At 66.5% G+C, this 22,521-nt stretch carries 21 protein-coding genes; 13 read left to right on the plus strand and 8 right to left on the minus strand.

Going from position 1 to position 22,521, the window contains the following annotated elements; translation table 11 throughout:
• The first annotated feature begins 75 nt into the window (after positions 1–75).
• Positions 76–375 carry a DUF503 domain-containing protein gene (locus A5702_RS04595; protein WP_055399380.1) on the plus strand — a complete coding sequence of 100 codons (300 nt, stop codon included), beginning with the start codon at positions 76–78 and terminating at the stop codon, positions 373–375.
• Here the strand turns inward: A5702_RS04595 and trmI are convergent.
• Positions 372–1,214: a tRNA (adenine(58)-N(1))-methyltransferase TrmI gene (gene trmI, locus A5702_RS04600; protein ID WP_067816056.1), complete on the minus strand. Its 843-nt coding sequence runs from the start codon at positions 1,212–1,214 to the stop codon at positions 372–374. The genes A5702_RS04595 and trmI overlap by 4 nt on opposite strands.
• A gap of 73 nt (positions 1,215–1,287) precedes the next feature.
• Between trmI and A5702_RS04605 the strand changes: the two genes are divergently transcribed.
• Both A5702_RS04605 and A5702_RS04610 read left to right on the plus strand, forming a co-directional pair.
• Positions 1,288–2,160 carry a RecB family exonuclease gene (locus tag A5702_RS04605; protein ID WP_068218635.1) on the plus strand — a complete coding sequence of 291 codons (873 nt, stop codon included), beginning with the start codon at positions 1,288–1,290 and terminating at the stop codon, positions 2,158–2,160.
• A 265-nt stretch (positions 2,161–2,425) separates the two neighbouring features.
• Positions 2,426–3,691, plus strand: a complete 1,266-nt coding sequence (locus A5702_RS04610; RefSeq protein ID WP_067816062.1) for a DEAD/DEAH box helicase — start codon at positions 2,426–2,428, stop codon at positions 3,689–3,691.
• A 4-nt stretch (positions 3,692–3,695) separates the two neighbouring features.
• Here the strand turns inward: A5702_RS04610 and A5702_RS04615 are convergent, their stop codons facing one another.
• The 5 genes from A5702_RS04615 to A5702_RS04635 all read right to left on the minus strand — a co-directional run bounded on the left by A5702_RS04615 (position 3,696) and on the right by A5702_RS04635 (position 7,492).
• Positions 3,696–5,066: an FAD-containing oxidoreductase gene (locus tag A5702_RS04615; protein WP_068218637.1), complete on the minus strand. Its 1,371-nt coding sequence runs from the start codon at positions 5,064–5,066 to the stop codon at positions 3,696–3,698.
• Positions 5,063–5,572, minus strand: a complete 510-nt coding sequence (locus A5702_RS04620) for a DUF4126 domain-containing protein (protein WP_067816069.1) — start codon at positions 5,570–5,572, stop codon at positions 5,063–5,065. Before A5702_RS04620 ends, A5702_RS04615 begins: the two co-directional genes overlap by 4 nt.
• 119 nt (positions 5,573–5,691) lie before the next feature.
• Complete coding sequence (gene hisG, locus A5702_RS04625) at positions 5,692–6,549, minus strand: ATP phosphoribosyltransferase (RefSeq protein WP_055399368.1); 858 nt, start codon at positions 6,547–6,549, stop codon at positions 5,692–5,694.
• A gap of 2 nt (positions 6,550–6,551) precedes the next feature.
• A complete protein-coding gene (locus A5702_RS04630; protein WP_055399366.1) occupies positions 6,552–6,833 on the minus strand; it encodes a phosphoribosyl-ATP diphosphatase in 282 nt (93 codons plus the stop codon).
• A 56-nt stretch (positions 6,834–6,889) separates the two neighbouring features.
• A complete protein-coding gene (locus tag A5702_RS04635; RefSeq protein WP_068218639.1) occupies positions 6,890–7,492 on the minus strand; it encodes a TetR family transcriptional regulator in 603 nt (200 codons plus the stop codon).
• A 304-nt stretch (positions 7,493–7,796) separates the two neighbouring features.
• Here A5702_RS04635 and A5702_RS04640 point away from each other — a divergent pair, with 304 nt between their 5' ends.
• From A5702_RS04640 to A5702_RS04685, 10 genes are read left to right on the plus strand one after another with little or no spacing between them, the layout of a single operon-like run.
• Positions 7,797–8,636, plus strand: coding sequence for an ABC transporter permease (locus A5702_RS04640; RefSeq protein ID WP_055399362.1), 840 nt, complete (start codon positions 7,797–7,799; stop codon positions 8,634–8,636).
• A 1-nt stretch (position 8,637) separates the two neighbouring features.
• Positions 8,638–9,501 (plus strand): ABC transporter permease, encoded by an 864-nt coding sequence (locus tag A5702_RS04645; RefSeq protein ID WP_055399360.1) that lies wholly within the window; start codon positions 8,638–8,640, stop codon positions 9,499–9,501.
• 7 nt (positions 9,502–9,508) lie between these two features.
• Complete coding sequence (locus tag A5702_RS26160; RefSeq protein WP_068218641.1) at positions 9,509–11,071, plus strand: MlaD family protein; 1,563 nt, start codon at positions 9,509–9,511, stop codon at positions 11,069–11,071.
• Complete coding sequence (locus A5702_RS04655; RefSeq protein ID WP_068218643.1) at positions 11,068–12,123, plus strand: MlaD family protein; 1,056 nt, start codon at positions 11,068–11,070, stop codon at positions 12,121–12,123. The genes A5702_RS26160 and A5702_RS04655 overlap by 4 nt, the downstream gene beginning before the upstream one ends.
• Entirely contained in the window at positions 12,116–13,162 is a 1,047-nt protein-coding gene (locus A5702_RS04660; RefSeq protein ID WP_068218645.1) for an MCE family protein, read from the plus strand. The genes A5702_RS04655 and A5702_RS04660 overlap by 8 nt, the downstream gene beginning before the upstream one ends.
• Positions 13,159–14,289 carry an MCE family protein gene (locus tag A5702_RS04665; protein ID WP_068218648.1) on the plus strand — a complete coding sequence of 377 codons (1,131 nt, stop codon included), beginning with the start codon at positions 13,159–13,161 and terminating at the stop codon, positions 14,287–14,289. The genes A5702_RS04660 and A5702_RS04665 overlap by 4 nt, the downstream gene beginning before the upstream one ends.
• An 11-nt stretch (positions 14,290–14,300) precedes the next feature.
• Positions 14,301–15,485: an MlaD family protein gene (locus tag A5702_RS04670; protein ID WP_369817864.1), complete on the plus strand. Its 1,185-nt coding sequence runs from the start codon at positions 14,301–14,303 to the stop codon at positions 15,483–15,485.
• On the plus strand, positions 15,482–16,741 hold the full coding sequence (locus A5702_RS04675; RefSeq protein WP_068218654.1) for an MlaD family protein: 1,260 nt from the start codon (positions 15,482–15,484) through the stop codon (positions 16,739–16,741). Before A5702_RS04670 ends, A5702_RS04675 begins: the two co-directional genes overlap by 4 nt.
• 30 nt (positions 16,742–16,771) lie before the next feature.
• Positions 16,772–17,470 (plus strand): tetratricopeptide repeat protein, encoded by a 699-nt coding sequence (locus A5702_RS04680; protein ID WP_068218657.1) that lies wholly within the window; start codon positions 16,772–16,774, stop codon positions 17,468–17,470.
• A 17-nt stretch (positions 17,471–17,487) separates the two neighbouring features.
• The gene (locus tag A5702_RS04685) at positions 17,488–18,252 is read left to right on the plus strand and encodes a mannan-binding family protein (protein WP_068218660.1); all 765 of its coding nucleotides are present in this window, start codon (positions 17,488–17,490) and stop codon (positions 18,250–18,252) included.
• Positions 18,253–18,275: 23 nt separating this feature from the next.
• Here A5702_RS04685 and A5702_RS04690 read toward each other — a convergent pair whose 3' ends face one another.
• A complete protein-coding gene (locus A5702_RS04690; protein WP_055403371.1) occupies positions 18,276–18,554 on the minus strand; it encodes a hypothetical protein in 279 nt (92 codons plus the stop codon).
• A 7-nt stretch (positions 18,555–18,561) separates the two neighbouring features.
• Positions 18,562–22,314 (minus strand): methionine synthase, encoded by a 3,753-nt coding sequence (metH, locus tag A5702_RS04695; protein WP_068218663.1) that lies wholly within the window; start codon positions 22,312–22,314, stop codon positions 18,562–18,564.
• Positions 22,315–22,521 lie beyond the last annotated feature (207 nt).

Genomic DNA, 22,521 nt, shown 5'->3' on the forward strand with positions numbered 1-22,521 from the left:
CGGGGCGATCGCGGGATTGCTCGACCGATCCCCGGAGCCGAGTCCCTCCCCGAGCCCACCCGGTTGAGCCGCGGCATGTGGATCGGCTGGCTCGAGTTCGACGTCCTGCTCGGCGACGTCCGATCACTCAAAGAGAAGCGGTCGATCATCCGCCCCGTCGTGGCGGAGCTGCAACGCAAGTTCAGCGTGTCGGCGGCCGAGACGGGTTCCCACGAGCTGTATCGACGCGCGGGCATCGGCGTGGCCCTGGTGTCCGGCGACCGCAGCCACACCGTCGACGTCCTCGACGCGGCCGAACGACTGGTGGCCGCCCACCCCGAGTTCGAGCTGCTGTCGGTGCGGCGCGGCCTGCGCCGCAGCGACGACGACGGTTAGCCGTCACGGCCCTCGCGTTTGCGCCCCAACGGCGCGGGCGCGATGACGCCCGGCGCGAGCCGGCGCGTGAAGACGAGGAAGGCCGTGTGCCCGCGCATCGAGTGCTGCGGCCGCACGGCCAGGCCCACGACATTCCACCCGCGCTGCAGCGTCTCCCACGACCGCGGTTCGGTCCAGCACTGCTGGGCCCGTAGCGCCTCCACGACCCGCGACAGCTGGGTCACCGTGGCCACGTAGATCATCAGCACGCCGCCGGGGATCAGCAGCCGCGACACCGCGTCGAGCACCTCCCACGGCGCGAGCATGTCGAGCACGGCCCGGTCGAACGAGCCGTCGGGCCGATCGGAGTCCGCGAGGTCGCCGACGATCAGCTCCCAGTTGTCCGGCGGCCCGCCATAGAACACCGACACGTTGCGCCGGGCGTGTTCGGCGTGGTCGGGGCGCTGCTCGTAGGAGACCACCCGCCCGTCGGGCCCGATTGCGCGCAGCAGCGAGCAGGTCAGGGCCCCCGATCCGGCCCCGGCCTCCAGCACGCGCGCGCCCGGGAAGATGTCGCCCTCGTGCACGATCTGCGCGGCGTCCTTGGGGTAGATGACCTGCGGTCCGCGGGGCATCGACATGATGTAGTCGACCAGCAGGGGGCGCAGCACCAAAAACGGTGCGCCGTTGCTGGACTTGACCACCGTGCCCTGTTCCAGGCCGATCAACGCGTCGTGGGCGATCGAGCCGCGATGGGTGTGAAACTCGGCGCCGGGCGTGAGCGACATCGTGTAGTGCCGGCCCTTGGCGTCGGTGAGCTGGACGCGCTCCCCGACGGTGAACGGGCCGGTTGCGGACACGCCGTCTAGCGTGCCAGCCGACTCGCCGCGGGCGGTGCTCGGGGTTGTCGGGGCCCGGTTCTACGCTGCGGACATGACCGACCAGCCGCCGCCGCGGCCGGCTTCCAGACCGGCGCTGTCGCCCTCGCGGGCCGCCGACTTCAAGCAGTGCCCGCTGCTGTACCGGTTCCGCGCGATCGACCGGCTTCCGGAGGCGCCGTCCGTCGCCCAGCTGCGCGGCTCGGTGGTGCACGCCGCCCTGCAGCACCTCTACGGCCTGCCCGCCGCGCAGCGCGGTCCCGATACCGCGCTGTCGCTGATCGAGCCGGCCTGGGCGCAGGTGGTCGCGGCGGCGCCCGAACTGGTCGGCGAATTCGATGCCGAGCAACGCAGCCAGCTGCTCGCCGAGGCCCGCGACCTGCTGTCCGGCTACTACCGGCTCGAGGACCCGACCCGCTTCGACCCGCAGTGCTGCGAGGAGCGCGTCGAGGTCGAGCTCGCCGACGGCACGCTGCTGCGCGGTTTCATCGACCGCATCGACGTCGCGGCCACCGGCGAGCTGCGGGTGGTCGACTACAAGACCGGCAAGGCGCCGCCGGCCGCGCGGGCCCTGGCCGAGTTCAAGGCGATGTTCCAGATGAAGTTCTACGCGGTGGCGCTGCTGCGCACGCGCGGCGTGCTGCCCACCCGGCTGCGGCTCATCTACCTCGCCGACGGGCAGGTGCTGGACTACTCGCCGGACCACGACGAGTTACTGCGCTTCGAAAAGACCCTGACGGCGATCTGGCGGGCCATCCAATCCGCCGGACAGACGGGCGATTTCCGGCCCAGCCAGTCGCGGTTGTGCGACTGGTGCCCCCACCAGCAGTACTGCCCGCTGTTCGGCGGAACGCCGCCGCCTTACCCGGGTTGGCCGAATGACGCACTCGTGCAAGCGGTTTCACACCCAACCCAGCCAGCGGCGTGAGCGGTCACCCCTCAGCGATGTGACGAAGGTCTCGTTCGGCTCGGCCGCCGGTTAACCGGCCCACCGTCGAATGCGCTAAGCTGCTACCAACGTTGGCGCCGAACGGCTTGCCGGCACGTCGTGATCGATTCGTTATTTCTTCTCAGATCCCCGCGGGGCGCCGAGTCCGAGATGACCAGGTGCGCACCGCACAGCCTCGAGTCGCGGCGATCGATGTTGCCATCAGGGCAATCTCGCTACCACCGATGCTTAGGACATTTGAAACATGCTGGAAGACAACACTTTTGCTCACCTCGGGGTGAGCCCACCGCTGGTCGACGCGCTCGCCGGGCTTGGCGCGCAGCGGCCGTTCCCGATCCAGGTCGAAACCTTGCCGGATACGCTTGCCGGCCGTGACGTGTTGGGGCGCGGCAAGACCGGTAGCGGGAAGACGCTGGCGTTTTCGATTCCGCTGGTGAGCCGGCTCGACGCCGCTGATCGGCGACCGGGCAAGCCGACCGGTCTGGTGTTGGCACCCACCCGCGAACTGGCGACACAGATCGCCGCGACCATCAAGCCGCTTGCCGCCGTCCGGGGCCTGCGGGTCACCACGATCTTCGGCGGGGTGCCGCAGCACAGGCAGGTTGCCGCGCTGAAGTCGGGCACCGACATCGTCGTCGCCTGCCCGGGCCGCCTCGAAGACCTGATGAAGCAACGACTCGTCGACCTGAGCGGGGTGCAGGTCACCGTCATCGACGAGGCCGACCACCTCGCCGATCTGGGCTTCCTGCCCACGGTCACCCGCATCTTGGCGGCCACGCCCGCGGCCGGCCAGCGAATGCTGTTCTCGGCCACCCTCGACGCCGCGGTCGACACCCTGGTGAAGCGATTCCTCTCCAACCCGGTAACGCGGTCGGTCGCCGAACCGGTGTCGGTGACTCCCGCGATGACACATCACCTCTTCTGTGTCGACGGGCCGCAGGCCAAGAAGGAGTTGGTGCACCGGTTGGCCGCGGGAGACTCCCGGCGAATCCTCTTCATGCGAACCAAGCACCAGGCGCGCAAGCTGGCCCGTCAGCTCACTCAATCGGGCATCGCGTCGGTCGAGTTACACGGCAACCTGTCCCAGAACGTGCGCGACCGCAACCTGGCGGCGTTCGCGGCCGGTCACGCGCGGGTGCTCGTCGCGACCGACATCGCCGCCCGCGGCGTGCACGTGGACAACGTCGGATTGGTGGTCCACGTCGACCCGCCCGCGGAGCACAAGGCCTACCTGCATCGGTCCGGGCGCACGGCCCGGGCCGGCGCCTCCGGCGACGTGGTGACCATCGCGCTGCCCGAGCAACGCCGAGACACCGAATCGATGATGCGCAAGGCGGCCATCCGCGCGAAAGCCCAGCAGGTCACCGCGGCCTCACCCGTCATCGGCGCCTTGGCCGGGCAGGCCGCGCCCCGCGAGGTCATCGCGCCGCCACCGGTGCACCGGCCGGGGCCGACGGCCGCGCGCAGCAGGCGACGCCGGTCCCGTCGCCCCGCCACCGCATCGCGGTAACGAGTTACTGCAGCGGGGTCATCTCCTGCAGCATCGTGGGAATCAGCTCGCTGACGGTGGGGTGGATGTGCATCGTGCGGGCCAGCGTGGTGTAGGGCGCCTTGGCCGACATGACGTCGAGGATCTCGTGGACGGCCTCGTCGCCGCCGACGCCGAGGATGGCCGCACCCAGGATCTCCCGGGTGTCGGCGTCCACCACCACCTTCATAAAGCCTTGCGTCTCACCCTTTTCCACCGCCCGACCCACCCGGGTCATTGGCCGCTTGCCGACCAGTGCCTTGCGTCCCGACGCGCGGACCTGATCGACGGTCATGCCGGCGCGCCCCAGCGGTGGGTCGATGTAGAGCGCATAGGTGGTGATGCGGTCGCTCACCTTGCGCGGGTCGTCATCGAGCAGGTTCGCGGCGACGATCTCGAAATCGTTGTAAGACGTGTGGGTGAAGGCGCCCTTGCCATTGCAATCCCCCATGGCCCAGATGTGGTCGACGTTGGTTTTGAGCTGGTCGTCGACCACGATGTAGCCGCGGGCATCCGTCTGCACACCGGCCGCATCGAGCCCCAGGTCGTCGGTGTTGGGCCGGCGGCCCACGGCCACCAACAGGTGACTTCCGGCGATCGGGGCGGCGCCCGCACTGGGCGTGAGTTCAAAACCGTTGCCGGTCTTGGCGATTCGGACGTCATCGGCGCCGACGACCACGTCGATGCCCTCGCCCTCGAGAATGTCGCGGACCGTGGCGGACACGTCCTCGTCCTCGCGAGAGGCCAACCGCGAACCCCTCTCGACCACGGTCACCCTCGCACCGAAGCGCCGGTACATCTGCGCGAATTCCAGCGCGATGTAGCTGCCGCCGAGGATGACGAGATGCGTTGGCAGCGTGTCGAGTTCGAGGATCGAGACATTGGTGAGGAACTCGACGTCGGAAAGTCCGGGGATGTCGGGCACCACCGCACGGCCACCGACGTTGAGAAAGATCCGGTCGGCGTGCAGCACTGTGTCGTCGACGCGCAACGTGTGCGGATCCGCAAAACGTGCGTGCCCGCGAAACACCGTGCAGCCGTCCATGCCCGCCAACCAGTCCTCGACGCCCTTACGGTCGCCCAACATGATCTCGTCTTTGCGCGCCTTGACTTTCGCCATGTCCACGCTGACCGGTCCGGTCGCCACCCCGTAGTCGGCGCCGCGGCGCGCCAGGTGGGCGGCGTACGCGCTGGCCACCAGCGTCTTCGTCGGAATGCAGCCGGTGTTCACGCAGGTGCCGCCGATCAGCTTGCGCTCCACCAGCGCGACCCGCTGCCCGGCCGCCGTCAGCCGCCCCGCCAGTGGTGGGCCGGCCTGGCCGGCGCCGACGATGACGGCGTCGAAATGCTCTGTCACTTAACCGCCGTCAGGATGTATTCCGTCAGCACATGACCCGTCACCGCGGCGATGGCGAACCCGCCGACGATCGCGACCACGTCCTCCAGCAGCGCGATGGGCAGGTCCTTGCCGGCCACGGCCGAAAGCCGCTTGCGTGCCTGGTAGCCGCCGAGGGTGCCGAGCACCGCACCGATGACACCGGCCCCGAGCGCGGTGAACGTCCAGTGCGGCCACGCTCCCAGCGCCGCCCCGGCCAGGCCGCCCATGATGATCCGGGCGGCGAAGATCGGCGGCGCCGTGCGGGCGGGTGTCTTGGGCAGCTTGTCGTTGACCAGTTCGCCGACCGCGAGAACGGTGAACACGATGACCGTGATGATGTTGGCCATCCAGGCGGCCCACGTGCCATGCAGGTCGAGCCAACCGAGGTAGGCCGCCCAGGCGACCACGGCGGGAGCCGTCAGCGAACGCAACCCGGCGACGACACCGATCAGTAAAGCCAGCAGCAGAACAAGCGCGTGTGTCACGAATACCCTCCTGGGGACGAACAGCCCGGCAACGGCAAGGGATGGCGGCCCATGGGAGTGACACGGGCGAACAGCCCTAGGCGGACGCTAACACAGCCGCCGACGGCGCACCCGTTCGGTCAGAACCGGCAGAACCTGATGTCGGACGCCAGAATCGCTTTGGCGCCGATGGCCGCCAACTCGTCCATGATCTCGTTGACGCCCCGACGGGGCACCAGCGCGCGGATGGCGACCCAGTCCGGGTCGGCGAGCGGCGCGATGGTCGGTGACTCCAGTCCCGGCGTGATCGCCGTGGCCTTTTCGAGCACCGAGCGCGGGCAGTCATAGTCGAGCATCAGATATTGCTGGCCGAACACCACACCCTGAATCCGGGCCACCAGTTGGTCGCGCGCGGCCCTGGTCCCCTCCTGCCCATCGGGGTCGGCGCCCTCGATGAGCACCGCCTCCGAATCGCACAGCGGATCGCCGAAGGCCACCAGGTCGTGCAGGCTCAGCGTGCGCCCGGAGCCGACCACGTCGGCGATGGCGTCGGCCACGCCGAGCTGGACCGAAATCTCCACCGCCCCGTCGAGCCGGATGACGGTTGCCTCAATACCACGCTCCGCCAAGTCTTTTCGGACGAGGTTCGGGTAGGCGGTGGCGATTCGCTTGCCCGCCAGGTCGGCCGTCGTCCAATCGCGGCCGGCCGGGCCGGCATAACGGAAACTCGACGACCCGAAACCCAGCGCCAGCCGTTCCTTCACGGGGGCGTCCGAGTCGCGGACCAGATCCCGTCCGGTGATGCCGAAATCCAGCTGCCCCGAACCCACATAGATCGCAATGTCTTTGGGCCGCAGGAAGAAGAACTCGACCTGGTTGACCGGGTCGATGACGGTGAGGTCCTTGGAATCGGTGCGCCGCCGATAGCCGGCCTCGGCGAGAATTTCGCTGGCCGGCTCGCTCAGCGTGCCCTTGTTGGGAACCGCTACTCGCAGCATCGTCACAGCTTCCGGTAGACGTCGTCGAGCGACAGGCCACGCGCGATCATCAACACCTGCGTCCAATACAGCAACTGGCTGATCTCCTCGGCCAGCGCCTCGTCGGGTTCGTGTTCGGCGGCCAGCCACACCTCGCCGGCCTCCTCGAGGATCTTCTTGCCCAGCCCATGGACGCCGCCGTCGAGCGCGGCGACCGTGGCACTGCCGGCCGGTCGGGTGCGGGCACGCTCCCCCAGTTCGGCGAACAGCTCCTCAAAGGTCTTCACGGCCAGCGATTGTGTCACGCGGCGACAAGCAAAGTCACGGCAGTTTCGCTCGGCCGCCGATTCGGGCCGCCCGGTCAGTCGAATCCGGCGAGGGTAAGCCGCAGCGCTTCCTCTAATTGCACGTGAAAAGGCGCGCTGGCAGCGATATCCGGGTTCAGCCAGCCATCGAGAACGAATTGCACTGTGGCCAAGCTCGTGTGGACCAACAACGCGGGCCGGATGTCGACCGCAGTGTCGACATCCATCCGGTATGCCACCTGCTCGATCAGCTTGTCGTGGTCGGCTTCGCTCACCAAGACGGATTTGCTCAGCAGGTGGGGCGCGGTTGCGACGGCGTGGCGCCACGGCCCGAGATCGTCGACTGCGCTGACATCCTTCGCGCGCGTGACGAATAGCTGAATCAACGCTTCGACGGGCGACTCGTGTGCCGGCCGCGCGCTGTAGGACCCGACGATCTCGGCGGCAGCCTCCCGGACCGGATCGACCAGCAGGCCCTCCTTCGTGGGCGCGTACCGGAAATAGGTGCTGATGGAGATGCCGGCGGCGGCGGCGATGTCCTCCGTCGTCACCGCCTCGAAGCCGCGCTCGGCGAACAGCCGGTGCGCGGTCTGCTGGATCTGCGACAGCAGCGCGGCCCGCCGCCTGTCCCGCAGCGAGCCGTTGTTTGCTGAGGGCATGCGATCACCTTCGTCAGTACGACAGTCCAACACCGCGGCGCCGCCCAGCGGCGATTTCAGATGAGTGACTCTACACTATTGAAAGTCCCTATCAAGTAGGTTATTGTGATGCAGCCCACGCCGATGAACTGCAGAGTCTTTATCCTTGTTGACATTATTTTAATAAAAATTGCCATCGAAGACGCGGCGGTCGTCCGCTCGGCACTTGGGAATACGGGGGCGGAAAGAGAGCCGATGGAAGCGGTAGCTGGAACGCGATGACCCTTGCCGCGAGTTTGCTGGACGCACCCCGGGTCACGCCAGTATGACGACACAGGTTGACGGCGTCGGCGCCGTTCGGGATTGGTCGGTCGGTTATGTCAAACGCCACCCCGTCGCCTCGCTGACGACGGTCGGCGAGCAGTTCGTTCTGGGCGTGCGCACCGCTCAATACTTCTTCGTCGACCTGCTGACCGGGCGATTCCAGTGGCAAGAGTTTGTCCGTCAGGGTGCCTTCATGGCCGGCACCGCCGTATTGCCGACGATCCTGGTGTCACTGCCGATCAGCGTCACCCTCTCCATCCAGTTCGCGCTGCTGGCCGGGCAGGTCGGGGCTACATCGCTGGCCGGGGCGGCCAGCGGCCTCGCGGTCATCCGTCAGGGGGCGTCGCTGGTGGCCGCGGTGCTGATGGCGTCGGCCGTCGGATCGGCCATCACCGCCGACCTGGGTTCGCGGAAGATGCGCGAGGAAACCGACGCGATGGAGGTGATGGGCGTCTCGGTGATCCGCCGGCTGGTCGTCCCCCGTTTGGCCGCCGCTGTGATGATCGGCGTGGCCCTCACCGGCGTGGTGTGCTTCGCCGGATTCTTCGCAAGCTACATGTTCAACGTGTATTTCCAGAACGGGGCGCCGGGCAGCTTCGTGTCGACATTCGCGTCGTTCGCCACGACCGGCGACATGATCTTGGCGCTGCTGAAGGCGATCGTGTTCGGCGCCATCGTGGCCATCGTGGCGAGCCAGAAAGGCTTGTCGACCAAGGGCGGACCGACGGGCGTGGCCAACTCGGTTAACGCGGCGGTCGTCGAGGCGATCCTGTTGCTGATGATCGTCAACGTCGCCATCAGCCAGCTCTACATCATGTTGTCGCCCAGGACGGGGCTGTGACATGACCGCTTCCGCGTACCAACCGCTCGCGCCGATTTCGGTGCCGTTCGTCCGGATCTACCGCAGGGGCAAGGTGCCGATCATCCGGCTCGGCCATCTGCTGGTCTTCTTCGTCCGGGCGGCGGTCGCCGTGCCGCTGGCGCTGCGCCAATACCGCGGCGAGTTCTTGCGGTTGTTGTCGAACATCACCTGGGGCAACGGTTCGATCGTCGTGGGTGGCGGCACCGCCGGGGTAGCCGTTGTGCTCGGCATGACGGTCGGCGCGCTCGTCGGCATCGAGGGCTACAACTTCCTGGATCTGCTCGGGCTCGGACCCGCGACCGGGTTCGTCTCCTCGTTGGTCAACACGCGCGAGCTGGCGCCTCTGATGGCATCGCTGGCTTTCGCCATGCAGGGCGGCTGCCGATTCACCGCCCAGCTGGGGTCCATGCGCATTGCCGAGGAGATCGACGCCATGGAATCGATCGCCATCCGCCCGATCCCCTACCTGGTGACCACGAGGCTGATCGCTTCGGTGGTGGCGATCGTCCCGCTGTACGCGGCGTGCCTGGCGATCGGCTACCTGAGCACTCAGCTGGTCGTCGGAATCAGCAGTGGCGGATCGACCGGTTCCTACCTGCACTACTTCACGCTGATGCTGGCCGGCCAGGACATCGTCTATTCCCTGATCAAGGCCGTCATCTTCGTCTGGATCGCATCGACGATCCAGTGCTACTACGGGTATTACGCGAGCGGTGGCCCGGAAGGCGTCGGGGTGGCCGCGGGGCACGGGATGCGAGCAAGCATCACCGTCGTGATCATCGTGAACATGCTGCTCACCATGGCTCTCTGGGGCGTCGACTCCGGCGCACGGTTCGGCGGCTAGGTGGACCATGCCCAATTCCTTTGAGCTGGACGGACGCGGCCCGTCTGACCGGCAGCTGTTCGCCATCGGCATTGCGGTCGTCGTTGTCGGCGCCCTGGTCACCACCGGCATGTTGGTGAAATCCACTGGAAAACTTGATGATTACGTGCGAGTCATCGCCGATCTGGTGAACGTGGGCGACGGCCTTCCGCAAAAGTCTGACGTCAAATACCACGGCGTGCTGGTCGGCTCGGTCAACGGCGTCGTGCCCGCGGCGCAGGGCAAGCCCAACTATGTCCACATCGACCTCAAAGAGGAATTCGCCAAGTCGATTCCGGCCACCGTGACCGCAAGGGTGGTGCCCAGCAATGTCTTCGCCGTGTCGTCGGTTCAGTTGGTGGGCTCCCCCAACCAGGGGGGCTCTGGCGAGAAAGTCCGCGGCGGCGCCCACATTCCGGAGGACAAGCGGCTTCCGACCGTTTTGTTTCAGACGACGGTGAGCAAGTTACGCGATGTGCTTGCCGCGGCGGGGCGTGGCCGCGACGACCGGTCCGTCGGGATTCTGGCCGCGCTGGGCGCCGCCACCGACCACCGCCGCGTCGCCCTGTTGGACGCCGGTGCCCAATTGAATCGCCTTCTCGATCAGCTCAATTCGATCGTGAGCACTGACACCGGCCCGTCGACGGTATCCGCACTGCTGGATGCGACCACCGGGCTTGCCCACCTTGCCCAGCGACAGTCCGAGGTAGCGCTGGCCGACGATGTTCTGGTATGTCACCGACGCGAGGGTGTTGCCGAAGAGCCGCTGTTCCTGCTGCACCACGAACCAGACCTTCGCCAGTTTCCCGACCAACTCATCCAGATCACCACCGATTTCACCCCCGTGCTCGGAGTGCTGGCGCAAAAGTCGAACAACTTCGTGCCCGCGGTGGTCAAGCTGGACAACCTGGCCACCCAGTTCATGGAGCAGGTGTGGAACCCACGGACGAACGTCGGCAACATGCGCGCGATGCTGACGTTCACACCCAGCTCCACCTACACGCGTGCTGACTGTCCGCATTACCGCGAGCTGAAGGGACCCAGCTGTTTTACCGCACCGCTGGTCCCCGTACGCCCCGATCTGCCCGAAGTGCTGCTGCCGCAGAACTATCAGCCACCCAAGGATCTGGCGCCGCCCCCCGGCACGGTCATCGGTCCCGACGGCAACCTCGTCGCCGTGGGCCCGCCGCTGATCAACCCGAATCCCAACCTGTCCGATCCCAACCCTCCCCTGCCCGCGGGGGTTACCCCGTCGCCCCCCGTGCCCGGGAGCGCGAATCCCGATAACCCCTCGCCCGGGGCGCCCGCGACACCGCAACCGCACGAACCGTGGGTCGCGCCGGTGGCACCCAAGGCGCCCTGGATTCCGCAGGCGTCGTTCGGCGTCCCACATTTCGGGGGGAATGTGGGACCCGTTGGGAGCCAGTACGAACGCACCATGTTGGGCGTGATCACCGGCGGTCCGCCGAGTGAAGCCACCGAGCTGCTGCTGGGTCCGGTCGCCCGGGGAACCACGGTGTCACTCGCGCAGCCGGCCGGGGAGGCCAAATGAAGTTTCGCGGCCCACTCATCGCCCTGACCCTGTTCATGGTCGTCTCGGTGACGCTCACGTGGCTGGTGTACGTGAGCCTGCGGCGCGACGTGGCCGGCGATACCGCCAAGTATGCGGCGGTGTTCAGCGACGTGTACGGGCTTCGCGAAGGCGACGACGTCCGCATGGCCGGAGTCCGCGTCGGTCGTGTGGAAAAGATCGAGTTGGACGGGAAACTGGCGAAGGTCTGGTTCGTGGTGCAGCAGGAACAGCGGCTCTTCGGCAACACCCTCGCGTCGGTGACATACCAGAACATCGTCGGCCAGCGCTACCTCGGACTGTCGCTGGGCAAGGAGGGCAGCCCGGAACTGCTGCCACCGGGCAGCACCATCCCGCTGGACCGCACCGAACCATCATTCGACGTAACCACGCTGCTCAACGGTTACGAACCGTTGTTCAGCCTGCTGAACCCCCACGACGCCGACAACCTCACCAAGGGCATCATTGCGTCGCTGCAGGGCGACACGTCTTCGCTGGCCACGCTGGTCGGCCAAACCTCCACTCTCACAGAGACATTCGCGGGCCGAGACCAGGCGCTCGGAAGCGTGATCACCAGCCTCGACAAGGTTATGGGCAACCTCGCCCGGCAGAACGACGACCTCGACGGCGTGATCACCGAGACCCGCAGCATCGTCGGCGAGCTCGACGTGCGCCGGCCGGAACTGGTTGCCTCGGTGGGTTCCCTGGCTCGGGTGACCGGGCGGCTGTCGACATCCGCGGCGGACGTGTACCCGGCGCTGCGCGAGTTCATTGACCGTCAGCCCGGTGTCACCAAACACCTCATGGACGTCGAACCTCAGGTCGCGTTCTTCGGCGACAACATACCGCTGCTGCTCAAGGGACTCACCAGGGTTGGCAATCAGGGCGCCTATGGAAACGCCTACGTCTGCGACGTGAACTTCATGGGGTTCTTCCCCGGCCTCAACGATGTCGTGCCGATCATCGTCAACGCCGCCACGCCGGGTAACAAGGCGTGGCACAGCCCGAGATGCAGGAGCACGGCCGATGGCTGACGCGTCCGTGTGGGAGCGGATGAGGAAGCGTCCGCTGGAAAGCTACAACAAGACGTGGCTTGGGTTCATCGCCGTCGCGGTGGTCGCGGTGGTCATCGGAGTCATGTTGCTCGTGCACGCCCTGGGCGCCGGCTACCGGCACTACACCGCGGAGTTCCTGCAGGCCGCCTCGCTCCGGCCCGGCAACCCCGTCGTGGTCGCGGGCATTCCGGTGGGCAACGTCACGAGCATGAAACTCGTTGGCGACCACGTCGAGGCGGGGCTCAAGGTCCGGGACAACATCACCCTGGGCAAGGACTCCCGGGCACAGATCAAGGTGACAACTATCCTGGGCTCGCGCTACCTGGCATTGGAACCCAACGGCCCCGCGCGACTGCCCGACAACACCTTCGACCTGGCACACACGGAAGTCCCTTACGACCTGCAGGCCGCATTGCAGGATGCCAGCACCACTTTCGAGCAGGTCGACTCCGACAGGTTCGCGCAATCGCTGGCGGTGCTCGGCAAGCAGCTCGAGGGCCTGCCGGCCGTTGTGCCGCAGGCGATCTCAAACATCCACACCCTGTCCTCGATCATCGCGATCCGGCGGGACCAACTCGGACAGCTGTTGCGCAGTACGGAGCAGGTGACCAACACGCTGCGGCGCCAGCAGGCCGGTATCGGAAATCTGGTCGATCAGGGTCAAGACCTGCTCGGCCAATTCGTCGCGCGGCGAGCGGTTTTCCACGCGATGATGCGATCCCTGTCCAGCCTTGTCGACACCATGGGTCAGGTCGTGGTCAATGATCGCTCGGGCCTGGAATCGCTGATCAAGGACATGCGCGACTTCACCAACTTGATGTCTCAACACGACGACCTGCTGCACAGCATGCTGCAGACCAGCCCGATCTTCTTCCGGGAAGCGGCCAACCTCACCGGCGACGGCAACGCGATCAACTTCAACGCCCCCAACGTTCCGTTGATCGACTCGTGGATGTGCGCAATCAGCGGCCGCGCCAAGCAGTTCGGCATGATCCAGTACTTCAAGGACTGCCAGTGAGGCGCCGGGCCGCGGGCACGGTTAGAACGAAGGTGCTTGCCGTCGCCGCCACCATCGCGGTGATCGCCGCGGCGATCGGCGTCGGTTGGTGGTACCTGGGGTCCGACGAGGACAGCATTACCCTGACCGCCCAATTCGACAGCGCCTCAGGCCTATACGAAGGCAATGCGGTGGCGGTGCTGGGCATGCCCGTCGGCAACATCACCAAGATCACGGCCAAGGGCGGCTACGTCGAAGTCGAGTTCACCGTCGACCGCCACGTCAAAGTTCCCGCCACCGCGCAAGCGGTCACCGTGTCGACCTCTATCCTCACCGACCGCCAAATCGAACTCACCCCGCCGTATCGGGGCGGACCGGCCCTTCAGAACCACGACACCATCGGATTGCCCCGGACCAAGACGCCCGTCGAATTCAGCAGCGTTCTCAATGTTCTGGACAAGGTGACCAAGTCGCTCGAGGGCGACGGCCGCGGCGGCGGTCCGGTCGCCGACGTGCTGGGCGGCGGCGCCGATGTAGTGAAGGGCAACGGCGAGAAGATCAAAGCGGCGCTCGGTGAACTGTCGACGGCGCTGCGCTTGTCCAGCGACCGCGGTGCGACGACTCGCGAGCAGATCACCACGATCGTCAAGAACATCAGCACGCTGTTCGACGCCGTGACCGCCAATGACACGAAGTTGCGCGAATTCGCCTCCACCATCCACCAAGTCAGCCAGATCATGGCCGACGAGGACATCGGCAGCGGAACCACCGGCCGCGGGCTCAACGAACTGATCCAGCGCGCCGGCGACCTGCTCGACGCCAACCGCGACAACATCAAGCAGTCCGCGCGGGGCGGCAACGCGACGCTGCAGATGGTGACCGACCAGCGGCGCGACCTGGCCGAACTTCTGGATCTGGCCCCGCTGGTGGCTGACAACGCCTACAACATGGTGGACCGTGCGAACGGCAGCGTGCGTGCCCGCTTCCTCACCGATCGGCTGCTTTTCGACAGTCAGTACACCAAAGAGATCTGCAACCTCATGGGCCTTCGGCAACTCGGCTGCAGCACCGGGACGATCCAGGACTTCGGTCCCGACTTCGGATTGACCTATGTGCTGGACGGTATGGCCGCGATGGGGCAGAAATGATGGCAGCGGGTATGCGGGCAACGCTGGCGGCGGCTGCCGCGGCAATGGTTACCGCGGGATGCGCCACGAACGGCCTTGCCAGCCTGCCCCTTCCGGCCCCGGGGCTGGGGTCCGGAGGCTATTCGCTCAACGCCGTCTTCTCCAATGCGCTCAACCTGCCGATGAATGCCAAGGTGAAGCTCGCCGGCGCCGATGTCGGACAGCTCGAATCGATGGTGGCACGCAATTACACCGCGGTAACGCGACTGCGCATCCGCGACGGCGTGCAACTGCCCCGCGGCAGCACCGCGGAATTGCGCACCGCGACACCGTTGGGCGACGTGTTCGTCGCGCTGAAGCCGCCGGCCGCGGGCGATCCGGACGGGCCCCCGTTGAACGACGGGGACACCATCGGCCTGGATTCGACGGCGGCGGCGGCGACCGTCGAGTCCGTGCTGAGCTCGGCGGCGATTCTGGTGAACGGGGGGGCAGTTCGCAATTTCACCAACATCATCAACGGCTTCGGCAAGGCAACCGGTGACCAGGGCCAGGCGTTCGGCGACATGATCCGCAAGTCCAACGAGCTGCTCGGGCGATTGGATTCCCGGTCGGATCAGATCACCGCCGCATTGAGCCAATTGTCGCGCCTGGCCGACCAACTCGACGCCAAGAACCAAACCATCAGCGACCTGGTCGGGGCCGCCAGTCCCGCCACTTCGGCCCTGGCCGGCAACACCACCCAGCTGGCCGACCTGGCTGTGCAGGTGGGTGACACGTCCCGGTTGCTGGCCAGGTTTCCCTCGATCGGCGGGACGGACACCAGCGGCCGTAGCCTGATCCGCGACCTGAACACGGTCGCTGCGGCCGCCAACGACGTTGCGGTGAGCCCGGACACCAGCTGGCTCGCGCTGAACCGGCTGATACCCGCGTTGGTCAAATCCACGGCGGGCAATTCGATTTCGGTGAATGTGGGCGTCGACAAGATCATGCTCGGGTCGATACCCGACATCGGTTTCCCCGGTGACATCGGGCTGCACGGACCACACCACTACAACGTGAACCTGCTCGTCGGCACGCTCAAATACACGCTGTGGCGTCTGCAGGAGCGGGTGGTCGGCCGCGGCCCGAACTCACCGCAGGTTCCGGTCATTCCGGACCCGAACATTCCGGGTCAAATCGACGTCGCCCCCGGACCCCCGCCAGGACCGAACCCATGACCCGCGCCATCGACGACGTCGCCAACCTCATCGTCCGCGCGGTACGCACCGGCCATCGGCAACAGGTCTGGCTATCGGTGGCCGGATTAGTGCTCATCCTGGTCGTTGCGACCGCCTATCTGCTCATCGGCGCGCTGCGGGTGAAGCCGTTCGCCTCGTCCTACCGCGTCACCGTGCAGTTGCCCGACTCGGGCGGCCTACTGCCCAATCAAGACGTCGCGCTGCGCGGAGTGCGCGTTGGTCGTGTCGAGTCTTTGCAGATCACCGACAACGGTGTGAACGCAGTCGCCAGCATCGCGTCGACGGTGCGAATCCCGGCGAACAGCGTTGTCCACGTGTCCGCGCTCTCGCCGGCCGGCGAGCAGTACATCAACTTCGAAGCCGCCTCGGATGCCGGGCCGTATCTGCGCGACGGCAGCCTCATCGCCTTGGACCACACCACCGTCCCGGTCAGCCTGGCGCAGTTGCTCGGTGACGCCGACGGACTGTTGGCCCAAGTCGACCCCCGCAAGATCGAATTGATCAAGAAGGAATTGAGCTTGAGCAAGGAAGGCCCGGCGAAGCTGACCGCGATTGTCGACGGCGGCACGTTCCTGCTTTCGACGCTCGATTCCGTGCTGCCGCAAACCACCAGCATCATCAAGACCAGCCGGGTCGTTCTCACCCTGGCAAACGACAAGAACGCCGGCTTGGGCGCTGCCGCAAGGGAACTCAACCAGACGCTCACCGGCGTCGCCCGGATGCAGACCGGATATCGGCGGTTGACCGAGCAGACGCCGCGCACCCTGTCCTCCGTCGACAATCTCTTCACCGACAATTCCGACACCATGGTGCAGTTGCTGGGCAGCATGGCCACCATGTCGCAGCTGCTCTATGTGCGAGTGCCCGCACTCAACGCGCTGTTCCCCGACTACCGCGGATCGGTATTGGACGCCGTCGCAAGCACTTTTCACGATCAAGGCGTGTGGGCGACGGCCGACCTCTACCCCCGCTATGTGTGCGACTACGGGACACCGTCGCACGCCTCCTCGGCCGCCGACTACTACGAACCGTTCATGTACACCTACTGCCGGGACGACGACCCCGCCGTCTCCATCCGCGGCGCCAAGAACGCGCCCCGGCCCGGGGGCGACGACACCGCCGGGCCGCCGCCGGGCGCCGACCTGGGCGCGCGCACAGATCCGACCCCGCGGGGCCGCTACACCATTCCCACCCCCTACGGTGGCCCGCCTCTGCCGATCGAACCACCCCACTGAACCCCAACCATTCGAGCCGATCCCTAGGAGATGATCGTGGCCGTGACCACCAAGAAGAACCCAAAGGCCGACGTGCAAGCCGAAGCGGACTCGGGCGCCGCAGCTTCGGACGTCACTGACGACGACGCCGACGAGGCGTGCGCTGGTCTCGACGACACGACCACGGGCGAGGGCGAGGGCGAGGACGAGGGCGAGGGCGAGGGCGCGTTGCTCAGGCGCAAGCGCCCCGATACCGAGCGCCGCAAGCGGCCCTGGAAACATTATCTGCGCAGCGGTGCCCTGCCGATGCTGCTGATTGCCTCGCTTGCCCTTTCGGGGTTCCTCGGCTGGCGGCAGTGGCAAGAGCATCAAGTCAGGCTCGCGGGCGAGCAGGCCCAACAGGCGGCCATCGCCTACGCGCAGGTACTGACGAGCATCGATTCAAACAAGGTCGACGACAACTTTCGGCAGGTTCTCGACGGTGCGACCGGCGAGTTCAAGGACATGTACACCCAATCCAGCGTCAAACTTCGCCAGCTGCTGATCGACAACAAGGCGACCGCGCACGGCGTCGTGGTGGACTCGGCGGTTCAGTCGGCGTCCACCAATAGGGTTGTCGTGCTGGTCTTTATCGACCAGACCGTCACCAATACCGCCGCTCCCGACCCGCGCATCGACCGCAGCAGGATCAAGATGACCATGGAGAAGGTCGACGGTCGCTGGCGGGCAAGTAAAGTCCAGCTCCTCTGAGCCGACGGGATGATGTGATGCTCAAGGAATTGTCGACGGCAGCCGTATTGGTAGTTGCCACAACAATTTCCACCGCCGTCCCGGCAAGTGCGTCCGCTCCTTCATTTTGCGGGGAGCTGGGCGGCGACTGGGACGGCCAGTACTGTCACACCTCGGTCACATCGGAACGCAAAGCCGTGCGGGACATCAAGGTCGCGGTGCCCGACCTGGTCGACAACCCGACTACCGGCCCGGTGGTGCGCGATTATCTGAAAACCCTGGTAAACAACTGGAAGACGGCGAACACCAGCATGGCCGCCGACAGCTACGGCGAGGAGAACTTCGAAGTGTTCCGGCACGGCAACCTGCTCAGCGCGGTGTTCCACGAGGATTACCACGCCGACGGGCCAAAGCCGAACAACGCCTACCGGACCTTCACATTCGACATGGCAAGCGGCCGTCGGGTGCAGCTGGCCGACCTGACAACGTCAAACCCGCTGACCGCGATCCCGCCGGTGGCCGCGCCGTTCGTTGAGACGGCGCTCAATCAGGCTCCCCCACCGCATGATCCGGGCACCTACCCGTTTGTCCTCGACCGTTGGACTCCCGACAAGGTCTACTCCGGGGCCTACAAGGCCTGGGCGTTGACGCCGGACGAATTGATCCTGTACATGCCGGACTACCCCGTGGCTCACGACGAGCCGCTCAACTTCACGCCCGGTGCCATGCAGTGGTTCATGGACGGGGGCACGGTGCAAGCGCATATCCCGCTGTCCGCCTTGGGTTCCGTGCTGCACATCTAGGGCCTGCACCTATGGGCGTTGTCTCAGTTGGCCTTTCGACGACGCCGATCGATCGATATCACGTCGGCGCCGCACTCGCCGTGCGTCACCTGGCCGTCGCCCCCGGTGGACGTGCGGCTGCGGCGGGCCGAGGAACGGACACTGGCCGCCAAATCGCCGTAATCCCAGGCTAAATCGCCAACCTCGCGCTTCGTGCGGTCGACCGCGGTACCCAGCGCCCCGACGATGCGTCGGACGTGCAGGACCGTGACATTGACGGCTTCGGCGACAATGTCGGTGGCGATATCGGCGATGCGGTTCAACTCTGGATCAATCCTCCGGGTTGTAGCCGAGGTTGGGCGCGAGCCAACGTTCGGCTTCCTTCAAGGTCCAGCCCTTGCGCTTCGCGTAGTCGGCGACCTGGTCCTGGCCCAGCCGGCCGACCACAAAGTACTGCGACTGGGGGTGCGAGAAGTACCAGCCGCTGACGGCCGCACCGGGCCACATCGCCATCGACTCGGTGAGCTCGATGCCGGTCCGCTCCTTGACGTCCATCAGCTTCCACAGCGTCACCTTCTCGGTGTGCTCCGGGCAGGCCGGGTAGCCGGGCGCGGGGCGGATTCCCACGTACTTCTCGTCGATGAGCGCCTCGTTGTCCAGCTGCTCGTCCGGCTGGAATCCCCAGAACTCCTTGCGAACTCGTTGGTGCATCCGCTCGGCGAACGCCTCGGCCAGCCGGTCGGCGACCGATTCCAGCAGGATCGCGCTGTAGTCGTCGAGCGCCGCCTTGAACTCCGCGATCTTCTCCTGGCTGCCGAGCCCCGCGGTGACGGCGAAGGCGCCGACGTAGTCGGCCAGGCCGGTGTCCTTGGGCGCGATGTAGTCGCCCAGCGACCGGTTCGGGATGCCGTCGCGATGCTCGCCCTGCTGGCGCAGGTTGTGCAGCGTGGTCAGCACCTCGGAGCGGGTGTCGTCGGTGTAGACCTCGATGTCGTCACCGACGGCGTTGGCCGGGAAGAACCCGATCACCCCGTTGGCGGTCAGCCACTTCTCCTTGATCGCGGTGTCGAGCATCTGCTGGGCGTCGTCGTACAGCTTGCGGGCGGCCTCGCCCGAGGCCGGGTTGTTGAGAATGTCGGGGAAGCGGCCCTTCATCTCCCAGGCGTTGAAGAACGGCTGCCAGTCGATGTATTCGCGCAACTCGGCGAGGTCGTAGTCCTGAAATTCCCGTACTACCGCACCGATCGCGGGCACCGGCGGCGTGTAGCCGTCCCACTCGACCGGCGTCCGGTTCGCCCGAGCCTTCTCCAGGGTCAGCATCGGCCGCTCGTTCTTTTGCGCGTGCCGTTCCCGCAGCGATGCGTAGTCGGCCTCGGTGGCCTCGAGCAGGCCAGGACGCTGCTTGTCGTCGAGCAGCGCCGCGGCGACCGGCACCGAGCGCGACGCGTCCTTGACCCAAACCACCGGCCCGGAACGGCGCGGCGCCACCTTCACCGCGGTGTGGGCGCGGGAGGTGGTCGCGCCGCCGATCAGCAGCGGGATCTCCAAGCCCTCGCGTTCCATCTCCGCGGCGAAGTTGACCATCTCGTCCAGCGAGGGGGTGATCAGGCCGGACAGCCCGATGATGTCGGCGTTGTGTTCCTTCGCCGCATCCAGGATCTTGCTCGCGGGCACCATCACACCGAGATCGATCACCTCAAAGTTGTTGCACTGCAAGACAACCCCGACGATGTTCTTGCCGATGTCGTGGACGTCGCCCTTCACGGTCGCCATCACGATGGTGCCGTTGGTGTCCTTCGCCGCCGCGGTGCCGTTCTGCTCCTTCTCCTCCTCGATGAACGGCAGCAGGTACGCCACGGCCTTCTTCATCACGCGGGCCGACTTCACCACCTGGGGCAGGAACATCTTGCCCGAGCCGAAAAGGTCGCCGACGACGTTCATGCCGTCCATCAGCGGGCCCTCGATCACCTCGATCGGGCGACCACCCGCGGCGGCGATCTCGGCCCGCAGCTCCTCGGTGTCCTCGTCGACGTGCGCGTCGATGCCCTTGACCAGGGCGTGGGTGATCCGCTCGCGGACCGGCAGGCCGCGCCACTCGGCGGCCGCCGGGTCCTCGGACTTTTCCGAACTGTTGAACCGCTCCGCGATTTCCAGTAGTCGTTCGGCCGCATCCTCGCGGCGGTTCAGCACGACGTCCTCGATGCGCTCCCGCAGTTCGGGGTCGATCGAGTCGTAGGGCACCAGCGCACCCGCGTTGACGATGCCCATGTCCAGACCGGCCTTGATGGCGTGGAACAGGAACACCGAGTGGATGGCCTCGCGGACGGGGTTGTTGCCCCGGAACGAGAACGACACGTTCGAGATGCCGCCGGAGAGGTGCACGCCGGGCAGGTTCTCCTTGATCCAGGCGCAGGCCTCGATGAAGTCGATCCCGTAGGACGCGTGCTCCTCGATACCGGTCGCCAGCGCGAAGCAGTTCGGGTCGAAGATGATGTCCTCGGGCGGGAAGCCGACCTGTTCGGTCAGGATCCGGTAGGCGCGACCGCAGATCTGTTTGCGACGCTCCAGGTTGTCGGCCTGGCCCTGCTCGTCGAAGGCCATCACGACGACGGCCGCCCCGTACTTGCGGCACAGCCGCGCCTCGCGGATGAACTTCTCCTCGCCCTCCTTCATGGAGATCGAGTTGACGATCGGCTTGCCCTGCACGTTCTTCAGGCCGGCCTCGATGACCTCCCACTTGGACGAGTCGATCATCACCGGGACGCGGCTGATGTCCGGCTCGGCCGCGATCAGCTTGGTGAACCGGTCCATCGCGGCGACGCCGTCGATCATGCCCTCGTCCATGTTGATGTCGATGACCTGCGCGCCGACCTCGACCTGCTGCAGCGCAACCGACAGCGCGGTGTCGTAGTCCTCGGCCTTGATCAGGTTGCGGAACCGGGCGGAACCGGTGATGTTGGTGCGCTCACCGATGTTGACGAACAGCGAGTCGTCGGTGATGTTGAGCGGCTCCAGGCCGGCGAGGCGGGTGGCCACCCGAATCTCCGGCACGTCCCGCGGCGGCTTGCCCTCGACGACCTTGGCGATCTCGGCGATGTGCGCCGGCGTCGTCCCGCAGCAACCACCGACCAGGTTCACCAGCCCGGCGTCGGCGAATTCGGCGATGTAACCGGCCTGCCGCGTCGGGAACTCGTCGTACTCGCCAAAGGCGTTGGGCAGACCGGCGTTCGGGTAGCAGGAGACGAAGGTGTCCGCGATGCGCGACATCTCGGCGATGTACGGCCTCATCTCCGGTGCACCCAGGGCGCAGTTGAGCCCGACCGCGATCGGCCGGGCGTGCCTGATCGAGTTCCAGAAGGCCTCGGTGACCTGACCGGACAACGTCCGCCCGGAGGCGTCGGTGATGGTGCCCGAGATGATCACCGGCCAGCGGCGCCCGCGTTCCTCGAACAGGGTCTCGATGGCGAACACCGCCGCCTTGGCGTTCAGCGTGTCGAAGATCGTCTCGACGATGATGAGGTCGGCACCACCGTCGACCAGGCCGCGGGCGGCGTCGAGGTAGGCGGCGACCAGCTGGTCGTACGAGACGTTGCGCGCCCCGGGATCGTTCACGTCCGGCGAGATCGACGCGGTCCGCGTGGTCGGCCCGAGGGCGCCGGCGACGTAGCGGGGCTTGTCCGGGGTGCTGAACTCGTCGGCCGCCGCCCGCGCAAGCGCGGCGCCGGCGTAGTTCAGCTCGTAGCTCAGTTCCTGCATGCCGTAGTCGGACAGCGAAATCGCGTTCGCGTTGAACGTGTTGGTCTCGAGGATGTCGGCGCCCGCCTCGAGGTACTCGCGATGGATCCCCTCGATGATGTGCGGCTGCGTCAGGTTGAGCAGGTCGTTGTTGCCGACGAGATCGCTCGGCCAGTCCTTGAACCGCTCCCCGCGGTAGCCGGCCTCATCCGGCCGGTCCCGCTGGATCGCCGTGCCCATCGCGCCGTCGATCACCATGATTCGCTGGCGCAGGGCTGCCGTCAGGTCGTCGGTGCAGTCGGGACGGATGTTCGGCTCGGGGCTGAACTTCGGCTCAAGAGCGGTCACGTACGTTCCTTCCGTAGCGGAAGGCGTCCTTCTCGTCAACAACGTCGACTCTGCCGAGCGTGGCGGATACCGACGGGGGACCCGGATCCGTTGCAACGCCTCTCGACGGTGGAAAGTCTACGTTGTCACCCGACGTCTGGACGCCCAACCCATCGCCGCGACCACCAGCTCGCGGATCCTGTCGGCGACGGGGTAGTTACCAAGGTT

This window comes from Mycobacterium sp. E3339, from assembly GCF_001666915.1.
Taxonomy (GTDB): domain Bacteria; phylum Actinomycetota; class Actinomycetes; order Mycobacteriales; family Mycobacteriaceae; genus Mycobacterium.

Bases quoted from the DNA above. Each gene is read 5' to 3' on its own strand.
- A5702_RS04675 (WP_068218654.1), top strand. From the start codon at position 15,482: ATGACCCGCGCCATCGACGACGTCGCCAACCTCATCGTCCGCGCGGTA.
- A5702_RS04680 (WP_068218657.1), top strand. From the start codon at position 16,772: ATGATCGTGGCCGTGACCACCAAGAAGAACCCAAAGGCCGACGTGCAA.
- A5702_RS04640 (WP_055399362.1), top strand. From the start codon at position 7,797: ATGACGACACAGGTTGACGGCGTCGGCGCCGTTCGGGATTGGTCGGTC.
- hisG (WP_055399368.1), bottom strand. From the start codon at position 6,549: ATGCTGCGAGTAGCGGTTCCCAACAAGGGCACGCTGAGCGAGCCGGCC.
- A5702_RS04595 (WP_055399380.1), top strand. From the start codon at position 76: ATGTGGATCGGCTGGCTCGAGTTCGACGTCCTGCTCGGCGACGTCCGA.
- A5702_RS04660 (WP_068218645.1), top strand. From the start codon at position 12,116: ATGGCTGACGCGTCCGTGTGGGAGCGGATGAGGAAGCGTCCGCTGGAA.
- A5702_RS26160 (WP_068218641.1), top strand. From the start codon at position 9,509: ATGCCCAATTCCTTTGAGCTGGACGGACGCGGCCCGTCTGACCGGCAG.
- A5702_RS04655 (WP_068218643.1), top strand. From the start codon at position 11,068: ATGAAGTTTCGCGGCCCACTCATCGCCCTGACCCTGTTCATGGTCGTC.
- A5702_RS04685 (WP_068218660.1), top strand. From the start codon at position 17,488: ATGCTCAAGGAATTGTCGACGGCAGCCGTATTGGTAGTTGCCACAACA.
- A5702_RS04610 (WP_067816062.1), top strand. From the start codon at position 2,426: ATGCTGGAAGACAACACTTTTGCTCACCTCGGGGTGAGCCCACCGCTG.
- A5702_RS04605 (WP_068218635.1), top strand. From the start codon at position 1,288: ATGACCGACCAGCCGCCGCCGCGGCCGGCTTCCAGACCGGCGCTGTCG.
- A5702_RS04645 (WP_055399360.1), top strand. From the start codon at position 8,638: ATGACCGCTTCCGCGTACCAACCGCTCGCGCCGATTTCGGTGCCGTTC.
- A5702_RS04635 (WP_068218639.1), bottom strand. From the start codon at position 7,492: ATGCCCTCAGCAAACAACGGCTCGCTGCGGGACAGGCGGCGGGCCGCG.
- A5702_RS04670 (WP_369817864.1), top strand. From the start codon at position 14,301: ATGCGGGCAACGCTGGCGGCGGCTGCCGCGGCAATGGTTACCGCGGGA.